16 protein-coding genes are annotated in these 18727 nt (G+C 54.6%); 14 read left to right on the plus strand and 2 right to left on the minus strand.

The window, feature by feature from the left end:
* Positions 1–256: 256 nt before the first annotated feature.
* The gene (gene ycaO, locus AC4OVU_RS07935) at positions 257–2017 is read right to left on the minus strand and encodes a 30S ribosomal protein S12 methylthiotransferase accessory factor YcaO (RefSeq protein WP_015570974.1); all 1761 of its coding nucleotides are present in this window, start codon (positions 2015–2017) and stop codon (positions 257–259) included.
* A 127-nt stretch (positions 2018–2144) separates the two neighbouring features.
* Between ycaO and AC4OVU_RS07940 the strand changes: the two genes are divergently transcribed.
* From AC4OVU_RS07940 to AC4OVU_RS08000, 13 genes are all read left to right on the plus strand, one after another.
* The gene (locus AC4OVU_RS07940; RefSeq protein WP_017693700.1) at positions 2145–2837 is read left to right on the plus strand and encodes a DUF421 domain-containing protein; all 693 of its coding nucleotides are present in this window, start codon (positions 2145–2147) and stop codon (positions 2835–2837) included.
* Positions 2838–2999: 162 nt separating this feature from the next.
* Positions 3000–4088: a 3-phosphoserine/phosphohydroxythreonine transaminase gene (serC, locus tag AC4OVU_RS07945; protein WP_017384829.1), complete on the plus strand. Its 1089-nt coding sequence runs from the start codon at positions 3000–3002 to the stop codon at positions 4086–4088.
* A gap of 68 nt (positions 4089–4156) precedes the next feature.
* Positions 4157–5440, plus strand: coding sequence for a 3-phosphoshikimate 1-carboxyvinyltransferase (aroA, locus tag AC4OVU_RS07950; RefSeq protein WP_023296223.1), 1284 nt, complete (start codon positions 4157–4159; stop codon positions 5438–5440).
* A gap of 185 nt (positions 5441–5625) precedes the next feature.
* Entirely contained in the window at positions 5626–6309 is a 684-nt protein-coding gene (gene cmk / locus AC4OVU_RS07955; protein WP_015570968.1) for a (d)CMP kinase, read from the plus strand.
* Positions 6310–6420: 111 nt separating this feature from the next.
* Entirely contained in the window at positions 6421–8094 is a 1674-nt protein-coding gene (gene rpsA, locus AC4OVU_RS07960; RefSeq protein WP_003858235.1) for a 30S ribosomal protein S1, read from the plus strand.
* Positions 8095–8264: 170 nt separating this feature from the next.
* Positions 8265–8552, plus strand: a complete 288-nt coding sequence (gene ihfB / locus AC4OVU_RS07965; protein ID WP_003858233.1) for an integration host factor subunit beta — start codon at positions 8265–8267, stop codon at positions 8550–8552.
* Between the two features lie 212 nt (positions 8553–8764).
* Entirely contained in the window at positions 8765–11029 is a 2265-nt protein-coding gene (locus AC4OVU_RS07970) for a ComEC family protein (RefSeq protein WP_110292998.1), read from the plus strand.
* 36 nt (positions 11030–11065) lie between these two features.
* On the plus strand, positions 11066–12814 hold the full coding sequence (gene msbA, locus AC4OVU_RS07975; protein WP_003858227.1) for a lipid A ABC transporter ATP-binding protein/permease MsbA: 1749 nt from the start codon (positions 11066–11068) through the stop codon (positions 12812–12814).
* On the plus strand, positions 12811–13788 hold the full coding sequence (gene lpxK, locus AC4OVU_RS07980) for a tetraacyldisaccharide 4'-kinase (RefSeq protein WP_110292997.1): 978 nt from the start codon (positions 12811–12813) through the stop codon (positions 13786–13788). The genes msbA and lpxK overlap by 4 nt, the downstream gene beginning before the upstream one ends.
* A 43-nt stretch (positions 13789–13831) precedes the next feature.
* Positions 13832–15061 carry a winged helix-turn-helix domain-containing protein gene (locus AC4OVU_RS07985; RefSeq protein WP_110292996.1) on the plus strand — a complete coding sequence of 410 codons (1230 nt, stop codon included), beginning with the start codon at positions 13832–13834 and terminating at the stop codon, positions 15059–15061.
* 45 nt (positions 15062–15106) lie between these two features.
* On the plus strand, positions 15107–15289 hold the full coding sequence (ycaR, locus tag AC4OVU_RS07990; protein WP_003858220.1) for a protein YcaR: 183 nt from the start codon (positions 15107–15109) through the stop codon (positions 15287–15289).
* The gene (kdsB, locus tag AC4OVU_RS07995; RefSeq protein WP_015570964.1) at positions 15286–16032 is read left to right on the plus strand and encodes a 3-deoxy-manno-octulosonate cytidylyltransferase; all 747 of its coding nucleotides are present in this window, start codon (positions 15286–15288) and stop codon (positions 16030–16032) included. The genes ycaR and kdsB overlap by 4 nt, the downstream gene beginning before the upstream one ends.
* A gap of 142 nt (positions 16033–16174) precedes the next feature.
* Entirely contained in the window at positions 16175–17068 is an 894-nt protein-coding gene (locus AC4OVU_RS08000; RefSeq protein WP_003858216.1) for a YcbJ family phosphotransferase, read from the plus strand.
* On the opposite strand, the gene elyC is transcribed toward AC4OVU_RS08000, so the two are convergent.
* Positions 17045–17824 carry an envelope biogenesis factor ElyC gene (gene elyC / locus AC4OVU_RS08005; RefSeq protein WP_015570963.1) on the minus strand — a complete coding sequence of 260 codons (780 nt, stop codon included), beginning with the start codon at positions 17822–17824 and terminating at the stop codon, positions 17045–17047. The genes AC4OVU_RS08000 and elyC overlap by 24 nt on opposite strands.
* A gap of 120 nt (positions 17825–17944) precedes the next feature.
* Here elyC and cmoM point away from each other — a divergent pair, with 120 nt between their 5' ends.
* Positions 17945–18724: a tRNA uridine 5-oxyacetic acid(34) methyltransferase CmoM gene (cmoM, locus tag AC4OVU_RS08010; RefSeq protein WP_003858212.1), complete on the plus strand. Its 780-nt coding sequence runs from the start codon at positions 17945–17947 to the stop codon at positions 18722–18724.
* The last annotated feature ends 3 nt before the right edge of the window (positions 18725–18727 follow it).

Genomic DNA, 18727 nt, shown 5'->3' on the forward strand with positions numbered 1-18727 from the left:
AAAAATAAATTTTAAAAGTTATGAAAAGAGTTGAATTTTTTCCTTCAGCCTCCCGTGGAACAGTTAATTAAAATGGAGTATTTATTATAATTAGTAACAGTAAAGCTCAGGTAAGCGTTTTTATATTTACCCGTGGTTAACTTAATTATTACAATTAAACGTCATTGCGGAAAAATAAAAAAAAGGGGCAATGAAATTGCCCCGTAATATAGCTCAGGCGATTGAATACGCCTACAGCCATTAATGTTATATGCGCTTATTTTGACCAGTAAGCGGCTTTTGCCTTCTGCAATTTTTCATACGCATTCAGCAGTGACTGATGCGCCGGGAAGGCTTTCAGATCGTTGTCAACCGCTTGCAGGCCGTAGAATGGTTCTTCACCGCTTAGCGCCGCGCTGGCAGCTTCAACGGCATCCGCACCGTACATACGTACAAAGGCGTTCAGATACTGCAATGGCTCGCGGTCGTCTTCCTGAGAAAGCAGGAGCAGCGTTTGCAGGCAACGGTAATAGTTAGTGCGCTCGGCGGAGAAGACGGACTGGTTAAACTCCATCGTCCACTCGGTCCAGGCCAAAGCCTGATCCAGATCGCCGCCCGCCAGCGCCAGCATCGCTTTCAGCTCGCCGATGCGCAGGGTGTACCAGCCGTTATCTTTTCCGGTCGCCAGACCCAGCAGTTCGCGCACGCGGGTGAAATCATCGTGTCCTTCTTCGTCCAGCTGGGCGATCAGGTTCAGATAATCTTCTTTATCCCACTCGCTGCCTGGCAGGGCCAGCAGGGTTTCACGCAGATGCGCGCCCATGCTGTTGTTCGCCAGCCACAGATCTTCTGCCGGATAAATGTCCGACATACCTGGCACAATAATACGGCACGCGTAAACGCCGAGGTGTTCATAGTCGGCAATGTAGACTTCCTGATCTTCCGCGTTGAAGATCGCCATCAGGGTGGCGAATTCTTCTTCCGTCGTACCGGCAAAGCTCCAGTCCACGAACGGATAGTCCGCGTCCTGTTTGAACATATCCCAGGAGATCAAACCGCTGGAGTCGATGAAGTGTGTTTCGAGGTTGGTGTGCTCGGCGACTTCTTCGTCATCAAAGGTTGGCGGAGTAAAGACATCGAGATCTTTCAGGCTACGACCTTGCAGCAGTTCGGTTACGGTACGCTCCAGCGCCACGCCGAAGTCCGGGTGCGCGCCGAAGGAGGCGAAGCAGGTGCCATTTGCCGGGTTGAACAGTACCACGCAGATAACCGGATATTTGCCGCCCAGAGAGCCGTCATAAGCAAAGATTGGGAAACCTTCTGCTTCCAGTTTGGCGATGGATTCCACCACGCCCGGGTAGCGCGCCAGCACGTCAGCCGGGATCTCCGGCAGGCTGATGGATTCAGCAATAATGCGGTTTTTGATATGACGCTCGAAAACTTCAGACAATCCCTGCACGCGCGCTTCGTTGCGGGTATTACCGGCAGACATGCCGTTAGACACATACAGGTTGCCGACGATGTTCATCGGGATATAAACGGTCTGCTCGTCAGACTGACGGGTGAACGGCAGGGCGCAGATCCCACGATCCTCATTGCCGGATTGCAGGTCGATCAACATGCTGCCGGTCAGTTCGTTTTCCGGATCGTAGAACGCGCGCAGGCGGGCATCGAGAATGCCTTCCGGCAGTTCATCGTTTTCGGTCAGCGGGAACCATTTTTCGTTCGGATAGTGAACGAACGGACCGTTGGCAATAGTTTCGCCCAGCCAGAAGTCGGCGAAGAAGTAGTTGGTGGACAGACGCTCAAAATACTCACCCAGCGCAGAGGCCAGTGCCGCTTTTTTGGTCGCGCCTTTACCGTTGGTAAAGCACAGCGCACAGTCTTTGTCGCGAATATGCACGGACCAGACGTGAGGCACCGGATTCAGCCAGGAGGCTTCTTCGATATTAAAGCCCAGGTCGGTCAGTTTCTGCTGGAAGCGAGCGATGGAATCTTCCAGAGCGGCGTCTTTGCCGGGGATAAACGTTTGAGTCATGGCGTTCACTTTTATCGTACGTAAAGCGCGCAATGATACGGGTTTTGCGTGACGGGTGCTATCTCCGGCGAAAATAAATGGCTGGACTATGCTTATAAGCAGTAACCTACTGTTAAGGCATAAAAAAATGAAAGCTTTCGATCTCCAGCGGATGGCGTTTGATAAAGTCCCTCCTGAGTTTTTAGGCGAAGTAGCGCTGCGCAGCCTGTACACCTTTGTACTCGTTTTCCTGTTTCTGAAAATTACCGGACGTCGCGGCGTGCGGCAGATGTCGCTGTTTGAAGTGCTGATCATCCTGACGCTGGGGTCGGCGGCAGGGGACGTTGCCTTTTATGACGATGTGCCGATGGTGCCGGTCTTTATCGTCTTCGTGACGCTTGCACTGCTGTACCGGCTGGTCATGTGGCTGATGTCGAAAAGTGAGAAACTGGAAGATCTGCTCGAAGGGAAGCCGGTGGTGATTGTCGAAGATGGTCAACTGGCCTGGGAGAATGTGCAAAGCGCCAATATGACGGAGTTTGAGTTCTTTATGGAACTCCGTTTGAGCAGCGTTGAGCAACTGGGGCAGGTGCGTCTGGCGATTATGGAAACGAATGGTCAAATCAGCGTCTATTACTATTCCGACGATGAGGTGAAGCCCGGCCTGTGCATCCTGCCGGATATGCTCATCGAGCGATACAAAACTGTACCTGAAGCGGGCGAGTACGCCTGCATAAAATGTAGTCATGTCGTGGTTATGCAGGCGGGCGATCATCAATTATGCCCCCGCTGTACGAATCCAGAATGGACGAAGGTTAGCCGGGCTAAACGTAACACCTGACAGCGATTTTGTCGGTTTTGTGACAACGGTACGGCAGATTGTATTGTGTGACGAGGGGCACATTTCTTCGGCCATCAGTTTTAGACATTGCGGCGCGTGTCACTGAATGATAAAACCGATATCCACAGTTATAACTTATGGCTTTTAGCGTGGTGAGGGGAAATGGCTCAAGTCTTTAATTTCAGTTCAGGTCCGGCAATGTTACCGGCAGACGTGCTCAAACAGGCTCAACAGGAGCTGTGTGACTGGAACGGTCTGGGTACGTCGGTGATGGAAGTCAGCCACCGGGGTAAAGCGTTTATTCAGGTGGCGGAAGAAGCAGAAAAGGATTTTCGCGATCTGCTGAACATTCCCTCGAACTACAAAGTATTGTTCTGTCATGGCGGTGGACGCGGCCAGTTTGCGGGTATCCCGCTCAATCTACTGGGCGACAAAACCACCGCTGATTACGTTGATGCCGGCTACTGGGCGGCCAGTGCGGTAAAAGAAGCGCACAAATATTGCACGCCGAATGTCATCGATGCCAAAGTGACCGTTGACGGTCTGCGCGCCGTGAAGCCGATGAGTGAGTGGCAGCTTTCTGACAACGCCGCGTATCTTCACTACTGCCCGAACGAAACCATCGACGGTATTGCCATTCACGAAGAGCCAGACTTTGGCGAAAATGTCATTGTGACGGCGGATCTCTCTTCAACCATTCTGTCCACCCCGCTGGATGTCAGCCGCTACGGCGTCATCTACGCGGGTGCCCAGAAAAACATCGGTCCTGCGGGTCTGACTATCGTTATTGTGCGTGAAGACCTGCTGGGGAAAGCCCATAAGTCTTGCCCGTCAATTCTGGATTACACCGTCCTGAACGACAACGATTCCATGTTCAACACCCCACCAACGTTTGCCTGGTATCTCTCCGGCCTGGTCTTCAAATGGCTGAAGCAAAAAGGCGGTGTGGCGCAGATGGATAAGATCAATCAGCAAAAGGCTGAACTGCTGTACGGCGTGATCGACAAGAGCGATTTCTACCGTAACGATGTCGCCAAAACTAACCGTTCGCGCATGAACGTGCCGTTCCAGCTGGCGGACAGCAACCTGGATAACGTGTTCCTGGAAGAGTCCTTCGCGGCGGGTCTGCATGCGCTGAAAGGCCACCGTGTGGTAGGCGGAATGCGCGCCTCTATCTATAACGCCATGCCGCTGGAGGGCGTTAAAGCCCTGACTGATTTCATGATCGACTTCGAACGTCGTCACGGTTAATTGGCTGTTTTTCACCCCCGCAGCGTTCCTGCGGGGTTTTTATTATGTTGAGTTGAGAGTTGAGTTTCATGGAATCCCTGACGTTACAACCTATCGCGCGGGTAGATGGCACCATTAATCTGCCTGGTTCAAAAAGTGTCTCGAACCGCGCTCTGCTGCTGGCAGCTCTGGCAAACGGCACCACCGTCCTCACTAATCTGCTGGACAGCGATGACGTGCGCCATATGCTCAATGCACTGAAAGCGTTGGGCGTTCAGTACGCGCTGTCTGACGATCGTACCCGTTGTGAAGTCACCGGTAACGGCGGCGCGTTACATTCTGCTGAAGCGCTGGAGCTTTTCCTGGGTAACGCCGGTACCGCGATGCGTCCTCTGGCCGCAGCGCTGTGTCTGGGGAGTAACGATATTGTGCTGACCGGTGAGCCGCGAATGAAAGAGCGTCCGATCGGCCATCTGGTGGATGCCCTGCGTCAGGGCGGCGCGCAGATTGATTATCTTGAGCAGGAAAATTACCCGCCCCTGCGTCTGCGCGGGGGATTCACTGGCGGCAATGTTGAGGTTGACGGTAGCGTTTCCAGCCAGTTCCTGACCGCGCTGCTGATGACCGCACCGCTGGCACCACAGGACACCGTCATCAACATTAAAGGCGACCTGGTTTCTAAGCCGTACATTGATATCACCCTGCACCTGATGAACACCTTTGGTGTTGAGGTGGAAAACCAGTCTTATCAGCTTTTCGTGGTGCGCGGAGCGCAGCAGTATCACTCCCCGGGCCACTACCTGGTTGAAGGCGATGCTTCATCCGCCTCCTATTTCCTTGCCGCAGGCGCGATTAAAGGCGGTACGGTTAAAGTGACGGGCATTGGCCGCAACAGCGTGCAGGGCGATATCCGTTTTGCTGACGTGCTGGAAAAAATGGGCGCGGTGGTGACCTGGGGCGATGACTTCATCTCCTGCACCCACGGTGAGCTGAACGCCATCGATATGGATATGAACCATATTCCGGATGCGGCGATGACCATTGCCACCGCTGCGCTGTTTGCGAAAGGCACCACCACGCTGCGAAACATTTACAACTGGCGTGTGAAAGAGACGGACCGCCTGTTCGCGATGGCAACCGAGCTGCGTAAAGTGGGGGCCGAGGTAGAAGAGGGCGAAGACTACATTCGCGTCACGCCGCCGGCAAAACTGCAATTTGCAGAAATTGGCACCTACAACGATCACCGCATGGCGATGTGTTTCTCGCTGGTGGCGTTGTCAGATACGCCAGTCACTATCCTTGATCCGAAGTGTACGGCAAAAACGTTCCCGGACTACTTCGAACAGCTGGCGCGCATTAGCACCCTGGCCTGATGATCGTATGCCGCATCACCTGATGCGGCATTTCCTTACGCTTTCTGACACTCATCCTCTTTCATTTCTTCTACACTCTGCTTCAATCATTCCGTAATTTGCACGCAAAGGTAACAGTTGCGCACGTTGGCGCGTATAATGCGCGGCGTTCATGTAAACGGTATGCCTTAATTAAGGAGAAAAAGATGACGGCAATTGCCCCGGTAATCACCATTGATGGGCCAAGTGGCGCAGGGAAAGGTACTCTGTGCAAAGCGATGGCGGAAGCATTGCAATGGCATCTTTTAGATTCGGGAGCAATCTATCGCGTGCTGGCGCTGGCTGCGCTGCATCATCATGTGGATGTTGCGTCTGAAGAAGCGCTGGTACCGTTGGCTGCGCATCTGGATGTGCGCTTTGTCTCGACCGATGGCAACCTTGAAGTGATCCTGGAAGGGGAAGATGTCAGCGGTGAAATCCGTACGCAAGAAGTGGCCAATGCGGCCTCTCAGGTGGCGGCTTTCCCACGCGTTCGTGAAGCGCTGTTACGTCGCCAGCGCGGTTTCCGTGAAGCGCCGGGGCTGATCGCCGACGGCCGCGACATGGGAACCGTGGTATTCCCCGATGCGCCAGTGAAAATTTTCCTTGACGCCTCTTCAGAAGAACGTGCTCAACGCCGCATGCTTCAGTTGCAGGAAAAGGGGTTTAGTGTTAACTTTGATCGCCTTTTATCCGAGATAAAAGAGCGCGATGACCGCGATCGTAACCGCGCCGTCGCACCACTTGTTCCCGCGCAAGACGCATTAGTGCTGGATTCAACCAGTTTAACTATTGAGCAAGTGATTGAAAAAGCGCTACAATATGCGCGCCAAAAACTGGCACTCGCGTAATCGCGACCGATTTAGCAGTACCCCCGCTGCAATGGATTGACGGCGGGTATGTGAAACAACCCCATCCGGCACGGAGCCAGGTGGACGTTAATATTAACCTGAAGATTAAACATGACTGAATCTTTTGCTCAACTGTTTGAAGAATCCTTAAAAGAAATCGAAACCCGTCCGGGTTCCATCGTTCGTGGCGTTGTTGTTGCTATCGACAAAGACGTTGTACTGGTTGACGCCGGTCTGAAATCTGAGTCTGCCATCCCGGCTGAGCAGTTCAAAAACGCCCAGGGCGAGCTGGAAATCCAGGTTGGTGACGAAGTTGACGTTGCTCTGGACGCAGTAGAAGACGGCTTCGGCGAAACCCTGCTGTCTCGTGAGAAAGCTAAACGTCACGAAGCATGGATCACGCTGGAAAAAGCTTACGAAGAAGCTGAAACTGTGGTCGGTGTTATCAACGGCAAAGTTAAAGGTGGCTTCACTGTTGAGCTGAATGGTATTCGTGCGTTCCTGCCAGGTTCTCTGGTAGACGTTCGTCCAGTCCGTGACACCCTGCACCTCGAAGGCAAAGAGCTTGAGTTCAAAGTAATCAAGCTGGACCAGAAGCGTAACAACGTTGTTGTTTCCCGTCGTGCCGTTATCGAATCCGAAAACAGCGCAGAACGCGATCAGCTGCTGGAAAACCTGCAGGAAGGCATGGAAGTCAAAGGTATCGTTAAGAACCTCACTGACTACGGCGCATTCGTTGACCTGGGCGGCGTTGATGGCCTGCTGCACATCACCGACATGGCGTGGAAACGCGTTAAGCACCCAAGCGAAATCGTGAACGTGGGCGACGAAATCACTGTTAAAGTGCTGAAGTTCGACCGCGAGCGTACTCGTGTATCCCTCGGCCTGAAACAGCTGGGCGAAGATCCATGGGTAGCTATCGCTAAGCGTTACCCAGAAGGTACTAAACTGACTGGTCGCGTTACCAACCTGACTGACTACGGCTGCTTCGTTGAAATCGAAGAAGGCGTTGAAGGTCTGGTGCACGTTTCCGAAATGGACTGGACCAACAAAAACATCCACCCATCCAAAGTTGTTAACGTTGGTGATGTAGTGGAAGTGATGGTTCTGGATATCGACGAAGAACGTCGTCGTATCTCCCTGGGCCTGAAGCAGTGCAAAAACAACCCATGGCAGCAGTTCGCGGAAACCCACAACAAGGGCGACCGTGTTGAAGGTAAAATCAAGTCTATCACTGACTTCGGTATCTTCATCGGCCTGGACGGCGGCATCGATGGCCTGGTTCACCTGTCTGACATCTCCTGGAACGTTGCAGGCGAAGAAGCAGTTCGTGAATACAAAAAAGGCGACGAAATCGCAGCAGTTGTTCTGCAAGTTGACGCAGAGCGTGAGCGTATCTCCCTGGGCGTTAAACAGCTCGCAGAAGATCCGTTCAACAACTGGGTTGCACTGAACAAGAAAGGCGCAATCGTAAACGGTAAAGTGACTGCTGTTGACGCTAAAGGCGCAACCGTAGAACTGGCTGACGGCGTTGAAGGTTACCTGCGCGCTTCCGAAGCTTCACGTGACCGCGTTGAAGATGCAACTCTGGTTCTGAGCGTTGGTGACGACGTTGAAGCTAAGTTCACCGGTGTTGACCGTAAGAACCGTGCAATCAGCCTGTCTGTTCGTGCTAAAGACGAAGCTGATGAGAAAGATGCAATCGCAACTGTGAACAAACAGGAAGATGCAAACTTCTCTAACAACGCAATGGCTGAAGCTTTCAAAGCAGCTAAAGGCGAGTAAGTTCAGGTTCGCACCATCATTTGAGCTGTAACGCATTTACAGCGCGAAGGATGGAGAGCAGACTTGACAGATTGCAGGATTCGTCCTGTAATCAATAACAAAGGGCGGCTACGGCCGCCCTTGTTTAATAAGCTGTTCAGCTAATGGGTTTGAAAGGAACCGGAGGAATCATGACCAAGTCAGAATTGATTGAAAGACTTGCCAGTCAGCAACCGCATATCCCTGCTAAGGCTGTGGAAGATGCCGTTAAAGAGATGCTGGAGCATATGGCTACCACTCTTGCCCAGGGCGAGCGCATTGAAATCCGCGGTTTCGGTAGTTTTTCCCTGCACTATCGTGCACCACGTACCGGGCGTAACCCGAAGACTGGCGATAAAGTGGAGCTGGAAGGAAAGTATGTTCCGCACTTTAAGCCGGGTAAAGAACTGCGCGATCGCGCCAATATTTACGGTAACTGAGTTTAATCATTAGGGTTAAACTGAGTTTAAAGGAAGCACCTTAGGGTGCTTTTTTTGTATCCCGCCCCTGCATTTCTGAATACGCGCCGCATATTCATTTCCTCTTTGCTGTAAACACTTAAAAACGTTGCAGCGCCCGCTGTAAATCACGCCTTTTCTGTCTGACGACGCATCAGCCCCGCCGCATAATCGCCTGAAACATGGAGGTGAAGATGGGGATCCACGTCATCAGTATGTGCGCCATTCTGGCCATAATCCCGCTCTATTGGTTACCCGATTTGCCAGATTTGCATATTGTCTGGTTGCTGATTGCCGCAGGAGTTGCGTTATCCGTACAGCAGAGAAAATGGCTCAGGTTTTCAGGCCTGGCATTGCTTTTTATGTGCTGGGGGATCCTGGCCGCTCAGGAAAGCGTATGGCCGATGAACCATTTAACGCAAGCACCGCAGCAGGCCGAGGTGGTCATTACCGCAACGGACGGCGCAACGATGCATCAGGGAAAGATTGTCAGCCTCAATGGAGAACGCGTGTGGGCTGCCATGGGCGTGGCGCTGTATGGCAACTATCTGCCGCAAAAAGTCTGCGTGGGTCAACGCTGGGCAATGACCCTGCGTCTCAGGGCGGTACACGGAGAACTCAACGATGGCGGCTATGATTCACAGAAAAATGCCTTTGCCCGACACCAGACGCTGAGTGGACGGTTTACCCATGCGGCGCTCGTTGACGAAGGCTGTAGTCTGCGTGCGCAATACCTGACATCACTACAGAATACTCTTTCAGCATATCAGTGGGGACCCGTGATCCTGGGGCTGGGGATGGGGGAGCGGCTGTCGGTCTCGCGGGAGATAAAAAACCTGATGCGTGATACCGGAACGATGCATCTGATGGCAATCTCGGGACTACATATTGCGCTGGCCGCTTCTGTCATCTGGTTTCTGGCGCGGGGCATTCAGTTCTTCCTGACGGGCCGCTGGATTATCTGGCAAATCCCCTTGCTGGCAGGGCTGATTTTTGCCGCGTTTTACGCATGGCTAACGGGCTTGCAGCCGCCCGCGCTGCGCACGGTTATCGCGCTTGTGGTACTGGCTGCATTAAAAATGAGTGGTCGCCAGTGGTCGCCCTGGCAGGTATGGCTTACCTGCGTGGCGGCGATCCTGATTTTCGATCCACTGGCGGTCCTGTCACAAAGCCTGGCGTTGTCAGCGTTTGCGGTCGCCGCGCTTATTTTTTGGTATCAGTGGTTGCCTCTCCCGCACTGGCAACGTGGCCGGTGCCTGCGGCCGCTGGCGACGCTAGTGTATTTGCAGGTCGGAATGCTGCTGCTTCTGTTGCCGCTTCAGGTCCTGATTTTCCATGGTTTCAGCCTCTCCTCGCTGGTAGCGAACCTGTTTGCCGTTCCTCTGGTCACGTTTATCTCAGTTCCGCTGATCCTGCTCGGCATGTTTCTGCATCTGTTTCCGGTCGCTGCGCTGGAAAGTATCGTCTGGCTGGCTACTGATAAATCTCTGGCAGGGCTTTTCAGGCTATTGATGCGTTTACCGAATGGCTGGCAGGACGTTGATGAACGCTGGCAATACCTGACGTTACTGCCGTGGCTGCTGGTCATTGGCTGGCGATTCAGGGCCTTCAGCGCAGCACCCGCAGTCTGTCTGGCAGGCAGCGTGGTGCTGGCCTTTCCCCTCTGGCACAGGGTTAAAACAGACAGCTGGTCCCTGCATATGCTGGATGTAGGGCAGGGGCTGGCGATGGTCATTGAGCGTCACGGGAAGGCCATTCTGTATGACACCGGGCTGGCATGGCCCGGTGGGGACAGTGCGCAGCAGCTGATTATCCCCTGGCTACGCTGGCATCATCTGAAACCGGAAGGGGCGATCCTGAGCCATGAACATCTCGACCACGCGGGGGGACTGGCATCGCTAAAAGCTGCCTGGCCCGCAATGTGGATCAGGAGCCCCTTATCCTGGTCCGGACATCTTCCGTGCTTTCGAGGACAGCGATGGCAGTGGCAGGGTTTAACGTTCTCCGTGCACTGGCCACCCGAAAACACCTCGGCGAAAGGTAACAACCGCTCCTGCGTGGTAAAAATCGATGACGGCGAACAGAGCGTTTTACTGACCGGAGACATTGAAGCGCAGGCAGAACTGGCAATGCTAAGCCATCGCTGGCGTCAGCTTGCGTCTACACTGATCCAGGTGCCACATCATGGAAGTAACACGTCATCTTCAACACCGTTGCTACAGCGCGTAGAGGGGCAGGTTTCGTTGGCCTCGATGGCTCGCTATAACGCGTGGCGTTTCCCTTCTATTAAAGTGGTCCGGCGCTATCGAACGGAGGGATATCTCTGGCTTGATACCCCGCATTCCGGGCAGATATCTGTGACCTTTTCGCACCATAGTCGGCAAATTCGTCGCTTACGCGAACACTATTTACCGCGTTGGTATCATCAGTGGTTTGGCGCGCCCGTAGATAACGGGTAGAATATGCGGCTATTTCAACAAATGCTGGTTTTTTGAATGCATAACGACAAAGATCTCTCCACGTGGCAAACGTTCCGCCGGCTCTGGCCGATGATTGCTCCTTTCAAAGCAGGCTTGATCGTGGCGGGCGTAGCGTTAATCCTCAACGCAGCCAGCGATACGTTTATGTTATCGCTTCTCAAACCGTTACTGGATGACGGTTTCGGTAAAACGGATCGTTCAGTGCTGCTATGGATGCCGCTGGTGGTTATTGGGCTGATGATCTTACGCGGAATCTCCAGCTATGTATCCAGCTACTGCATCTCCTGGGTATCCGGTAAAGTGGTGATGACCATGCGCCGCCGGCTGTTCAGCCATATGATGGGGATGCCGGTCTCATTCTTTGACAAACAGTCAACCGGCACCCTGCTGTCGCGTATTACCTACGATTCAGAGCAGGTGGCGTCGTCCTCTTCCAGCGCACTGATTACCGTTGTGCGTGAAGGCGCATCCATCATCGGCCTGTTCGCGATGATGTTCTATTACAGCTGGCAACTGTCGCTGATCCTTATTGTGCTGGCGCCGATTGTCTCCATCGCGATCCGCGTGGTATCAAAGCGTTTTCGCAACATCAGTAAAAATATGCAGAATACGATGGGGCAGGTGACGACCAGCGCCGAGCAGATGCTGAAAGGCCATAAGGAAGTGTTGATTTTCGGCGGTCAGGAAGTCGAAACCAAACGCTTTGACAAGGTCAGCAACAGAATGCGCCTGCAAGGAATGAAAATGGTATCGGCCTCGTCGATTTCCGATCCGATCATTCAGCTGATTGCCTCTCTGGCTCTGGCCTTCGTCCTGTATGCCGCCAGTTTCCCGAGCGTCATGGAAACCCTGACTGCGGGTACCATTACCGTGGTGTTCTCATCCATGATTGCGCTGATGCGTCCGCTGAAATCGCTGACTAACGTCAACGCCCAGTTCCAGCGCGGGATGGCAGCCTGTCAGACGCTGTTCAGCATCCTCGATTCCGAACAGGAAAAAGATGAAGGTACACGCGTGATCGAGCGCGCTAAAGGCGACCTGGAATTCCGTAACGTCACCTTTACCTATCCAGGCCGTGAAGTGCCGGCGCTGCGTGATATCAGCCTGTCCATCCCGGCGGGTAAAACCGTTGCGCTGGTCGGTCGTTCCGGTTCGGGCAAGTCGACCATTGCCAGCCTGATTACCCGTTTCTACGATATCGACCAGGGCGAGATCCTGCTTGATGGTCACGACCTGCGGGAATATACCCTCCAGTCGCTGCGTAACCAGGTCGCGCTGGTCTCGCAGAACGTGCATCTGTTCAACGATACGGTGGCGAACAACATTGCGTATGCCCGTACCGAAGAGTACAGCCGTGAAGAGATTGAGAATGCGGCGCGTATGGCCTATGCGATGGACTTCATTAACAAAATGGATAACGGTCTGGATACGATCATTGGCGAAAACGGGGTGCTGCTCTCCGGTGGTCAGCGTCAGCGTATCGCGATTGCCCGTGCGCTGCTGCGCAACAGCCCGATTCTGATCCTCGATGAAGCAACGTCCGCACTGGATACGGAATCTGAACGCGCTATCCAGTCTGCTCTGGATGAATTACAGAAAAACCGTACCTCGCTGGTTATTGCGCACCGTCTGTCGACCATCGAACAGGCTGACGAAATCGTGGTGGTGGAAGATGGCGTGATCGTTGAACGCGGCAGCCATGCGGACCTGCTGGAACAGCGTGGTGTTTACGCGCAGCTTCATAAAATGCAGTTCGGTCAATGATTGCACGCATCTGGTCGGGTGAATCCCCTCTGTGGGTGCTGCTTCTCCCGCTCTCCTGGCTGTATGGCCTGGTGAGCGGTGCTATTCGTCTGCTTTACCGCCTCGGGATCAAGCGCGCCTGGCGCGCACCGGTACCTGTGGTGGTGGTCGGCAACCTGACGGCGGGTGGAAACGGCAAAACCCCGGTGGTGATCTGGCTGGTAGAACAGCTCCAGAGGCGCGGTATCCGCCCGGGAGTTGTCTCACGCGGTTACGGTGGTAAAGCGGCGCAGTATCCACTGGTGCTGAGCCCAGCTACGACAACCGCTGAAGCCGGTGATGAGCCGGTACTCATTTACCAGCGTACCGGCGCGCCGGTTGCGGTATCGCCGGTGCGCAGTGATGCCGTGAAGGCACTGCTTGCGGAGCATGACGTACAAATCGTTATTACCGATGATGGTTTGCAGCATTACGCGCTGGCGCGTGACAAAGAGATCGTGGTCATTGACGGCGTGCGGCGTTTTGGCAACGGCTGGCGGCTGCCAGCCGGTCCAATGCGTGAGCGTGCGTCGCGCCTGAAGAGCGTCGATGCTGTGATTGTAAACGGTGGTGAAGCCAGAGCGGGCGAAATCCCGATGCATCTTCGTCCCGGACAGGCCGTGAATATGTTGACCGGCGTGCGTAAAGACGTCGCGCAACTGGAACATCTGGTTGCGATGGCCGGTATAGGTCATCCGCCGCGTTTCTTCGCAACGCTGGAGCAGTGCGGCGCAAAGCTTGATAAACGGGTGCCGCTCGCCGATCACCAGGCGTTAGTTGCCGAAGAGGTTGAAAGGCTGGCAGCGCCGGGACAGACGCTGATCATGACGGAAAAAGACGCGGTAAAATGCCGGGCCTTTGCGAAAGAAAACTGGTGGTATCTGCCGGTTGACGCTGAACTCAGCGGCGAACAGCCGGAACATTTGCTCAAGGAACTGCTCGCGTTAGTGCAGTAACTTCTACGCGGTTCCGGTGGCGCTTTGACTGACAGGAAAACGCATGTCTCTACCGCAACTCTCACTTGCAGCCGCACGAAACTTGCATCTTGCCGCCCAGGGGCTTCTGAAAAAGCCCCGTCGCCGCGCGCAGCCAGCGGATATCCTCTCTACCGTGCAACGCATGTCGTTGCTGCAAATCGACACCATTAACATCGTGGCGCGTAGCCCGTATCTGGTCCTGTTTAGCCGCCTGGGAAACTATCCTCCGCAGTGGCTGGATAATGCGCTAAGTCAGGGCGAACTGATGGAATACTGGGCGCATGAAGCCTGTTTTCTCCCGCGAAGCGATTTTGCACTGGTGCGTCACCGCATGCTCGCCCCGGACAAAATGGGCTGGAAATACCGTCAGGAGTGGATGGTGGAACACGCGGATGAAATAGAGCAACTGATTGCCCATATTCAGGAAAACGGGCCGGTACGCTCCGCGGATTTTGAACACCCGCGAAAAGGGGCAAGTGGATGGTGGGAGTGGAAACCGCACAAACGCCATCTTGAAGGGCTGTTTACGTCGGGCAAAGTGATGGTGGTCGAGCGTCGCAACTTTCAGCGCGTCTATGACCTCACACACCGCGTTATGCCTCACTGGGACGATACGCGTGACCTGCTGTCTCAGGACGCAGCCGAAGCCATCATGCTCGGGAATAGCGCCCGCAGCCTTGGCATCTTCCGCCCACAGTGGCTGGCGGATTATTATCGTTTGCGTCAGCCGCAGCTAAAACCACTGCTGGAATTGTGGCAGCGCGAACAGCGCGTCATGCCGGTCTCGGTAGAGTCGTTAGGTGAAATGTGGTTGCATGCGGATTTATTCCCACTGCTGGCGCAGGCGCAGGAGGGCAAACTCCAGGCGACCCACAGTGCCGTGCTGTCGCCGTTCGACCCCGTTGTCTGGGACAGAAAGCGGGCCGGGCAGTTGTTTAATTTCAGCTACCGTCTGGAATGCTACACCCCGGCGCCCAGACGGCAATATGGTTATTTTGTTTTGCCGCTGCTGCACAAAGGCCAGCTAGTCGGGCGCATGGACGCTAAAATGCACCGTAAAACCGGCATACTTGAAATTATCGCGCTCTGGCTTGAAGAGGGCATAAAGGTGACGGCTGGCCTGGAAAAAGGGTTAACGACTGCGCTCAGTGAATTTGCGCGCTGGCAGGGGGCGCATGAAATTGTACTCGGTCGCGTGCCTGCGGGGCTGTTTACGACCTGTCGAGGTGGCTGGGAAACAGGCACTCCCTGAAAAGGGAATGTGATAAGCTTTAGCGATTACCCATACGGAGGAACTATGGATCACCGTTTACTTGAAATTATTGCCTGCCCGGTGTGCAACGGCAAACTGTATTACAGCCAGGATAAACAAGAGCTGATTTGCAAACTGGACAGCCTGGCGTTCCCGCTGCGTGACGGTATTCCGGTCCTGCTGGAAAATGAAGCCCGTTCCCTGGTGGCAGAAGAGATCAAACCATGAGTTTTGTTGTCATTATCCCTGCGCGTTATGCTTCAACGCGCCTGCCAGGTAAACCGCTGGTGGATATCAATGGCAAACCGATGATTGTGCATGTCCTTGAACGGGCACGCGAATCGGGCGCCGGACGCGTCATCGTCGCCACCGATCACCCGGATGTTGCGCGCGCGGTTGAGGCCGCGGGTGGGGAAGTGTGCATGACCCGTGCCGATCATCAGTCAGGCACCGAGCGCCTGGCGGAAGTCGTCGAAAAATGCGGTTTCAGCGACGAGACGGTGATTGTGAACGTGCAGGGCGATGAGCCGATGATCCCGGCGGCGATTATCCGTCAGGTGGCCGACAACCTGGCTCAGCGTCAGGTCGGGATGGCGACCCTCGCGGTGCCGATTCACCACGCTGAAGAGGCGTTCAATCCGAATGCGGTGAAAGTGGTCATGGACGCAGAGGGCTACGCGCTCTATTTCTCCCGCGCCACCATTCCGTGGGATCGCGATCGTTTCGCGCAATCGAAAGAGACAATCGGCGAAACCTTCCTGCGCCACATCGGTATTTACGGCTACCGCGCCGGCTTTATTCGTCGCTACGTCGCCTGGGCACCAAGCCCGCTGGAGCATATTGAAATGCTCGAACAGCTTCGCGTGCTGTGGTACGGCGAGAAAATTCACGTTGCGGTTGCCCAGGAAATCCCAGGCACCGGCGTGGATACCCCTGAAGATCTCGAGCGCGTACGCGTCGAAATGCGTTAATTCGCTGGCATCCCCTCGTCTGGGGGGATGCTCTCCCGCCTGGCTATTTTCCTTTTCTTTTTCATTATTGATCTCTACCGGGTGACATCCGGGTTTCGCGCGCTCATTATAAAAGCAGTAGTCTTAATGGGGGTAATCTCATATGGAACAGCTGCGTGCTGAACTCAGCCATCTCCTTGGCGAAAAGCTAAGCCGGGTGGAATGCGTGAATGAAAAGGCCGACACCGCACTCTGGTCGTTGTACGACAGTCAGGGAAACCCCATGCCGCTGATGGCCAGAAGTTTTACCTCGCCGGGCGTCGCCAGACAGCTGGCCTGGAAAATGTCGATGCTGGCGCGGGAAGGGACTGTCCGCATGCCGACGGTCTACGGCGTGATGACCCATGAGGAGCATCCCGGCCCGGATGTTCTGCTTATCGAGCGTTTACGCGGGGTTTCTGTTGAAGCCCCGACGCGTACACCGGAGCGCTGGGAACAGCTGAAAGATCAGATTGTCGAGGCTCTGCTTGCCTGGCATCGGCAGGACAGCCGGGGTCTTGTTGGCGCGGTGGACAGCACGCAGGAAAACCTGTGGCCGCTGTGGTATCGCCAGCGTGTTGAAGTGCTGTGGGGCACGCTGAACCAGTTCAACAACACCGGTTTAACGATGCAGGACAAACGTATTTTATTCCGCACCCGGGAGTGTCTGCCGACGCTGTTTGAGGGCTTTAACGACAACTGCGTGCTGGTTCACGGCAATTTCACGCTGCGCAGTATGCTTAAAGACTCGCGCAGCGACCAGCTGCTGGCGATGGTCGGGCCGGGGATCATGCTCTGGGCGCCGCGCGAGTACGAACTGTTCAGGCTGAGCGAGGGCGGGGCGGCGGAAGATTTGCTCTGGCACTATCTTCAGCGCGCCCCCGTTGCGGAGGCCTTTCTCTGGCGACGCTGGCTCTATCTTCTCTGGGATGAGGTGGCGCAGCTGGTCAACACCGGGCGCTTTAATCGCGCCAGTTTCGATCTGGCCGCAAAATCACTCCTGCCCTGGCTTGCCTGACGAACCTTTGAGCCACTGCCAGAGGCGGCCAAGCGTCTCGTAGCCGACGCGATCGCTGTGCATCAGCCATACCGGGGACGGGATTATCCGTTCCCACGGATTGAGCGGGGCGTCAATAGCCATCTGGTTTGCCGGAGCAGGAAGCGGATGCAGGCCCTGCTTCTCAAAGAAAATCATTGCGCGCGGCAGGTGTGAAGCAGAGGTCACCAGCAGGAACGGTACATCACCGATGGCCTGTTTCACCGCCGCCGCCTCTTCTTCGGTATCTTTTGGGCTATCCAGCGTGATGATGGCGGAACGCGGTACGCCAAGCGATTCAGCCACTCTTGCTCCTGCTTCAGCGGTACTGACCGGGTTGGTTTTTGCCGCAGCGCCCGTGAAGATCATCTTCGATCCAGGATTGGCCAGCCACAGGCGGATCCCCTCGTTCAGGCGCGGCAGGCTGTTGTTGATCAGGTTCGAGCTGGGCGCCCAGTTCGGATCCCAGGTATACCCGCCGCCCAGCACGACGATATAGCCCACCTTCTGATTTCCCTGCCATGTCGGGTAGGTGTTTTCAATCGGACGTAATAAACCGTCAGCGACCGGTTGCAGGCTGAGTAACAGCAGCGCCAGCCAGCCCACGGTAACGAGGGATTTACCGCTTTTCTGAAAGCGGCTAAACCATATCAATGCCAGCCCCAGCGCGATGAGAAGCAACAGCAGGGGAAGGGGAAGCATCATGCCTCCGATATATTTTTTTAGGGTAAAAAGCATCCTTTTTGGTTCCTTTTTTAACCATACAGCAGGCGATTGTCGGTGATATTACACCAGAGTGGTTCATTCTCCGCGCGGGTGTGACAAAATAGCGGTTTTGCAGTGAGTGGAACCCTCCCAATGCGGGATCGCAATTTTGATGACATCGCGGAAAAGTTTTCGCGCAACATTTATGGCACCACCAAAGGTCAGCTTCGTCAGACGATCCTCTGGCAGGATCTGGACAAGCTGCTGGCTGAATTCGGTGACCGACCGTTGCGCGTGCTGGATGCCGGCGGTGGGGAAGGTCAGACTGCAATTCTGATGGCGCAGCGGGGACATCACGTCACGCTTTGCGATCTTTCTGCCGAGATGGTTGCGCGTGCAGGGCGAGCGGCAGAAGAGAAAGGTGTGAGCGACAACATGCATTTTATACATTGCGCCGCTCAGGACATTCCGCAGCATTTGGAAACGCAGGTTGATCTGATATTGTTTCATGCTGTGCTCGAATGGATCGCCGAACCACAAGCGATGTTAAAAACGCTGTGGTCGATGTTGCGCCCGGGCGGTGCGTTATCGCTGATGTTTTACAATGCCAACGGCCTGCTAATGCGAAACGTGCTGGTCGGCAATTTTGGCTATGTACAGCAGGGCATGTATAAAAAGAAACGACGCACGCTTTCACCGGATTTCCCCCGTGAACCGCAGCAGGTCTATGGCTGGCTGGAGGAGATCGGTTGGGAAATTACCGGCAAAACCGGCGTGAGGGTGTTTCATGATTATCTGCGTGATAAACAAAAACAGGATGACTGTTTAGACGCCTTAACAGAAATAGAGACGCGGTACTGCCGCCAGGAGCCTTATCTGAGCCTTGGCCGCTATATACACGTCACCGCGCGCAAGCCGCAGATGCAAGGATAATCT

It is taken from the genome of Enterobacter sp. 6722112 (assembly GCF_058661685.1).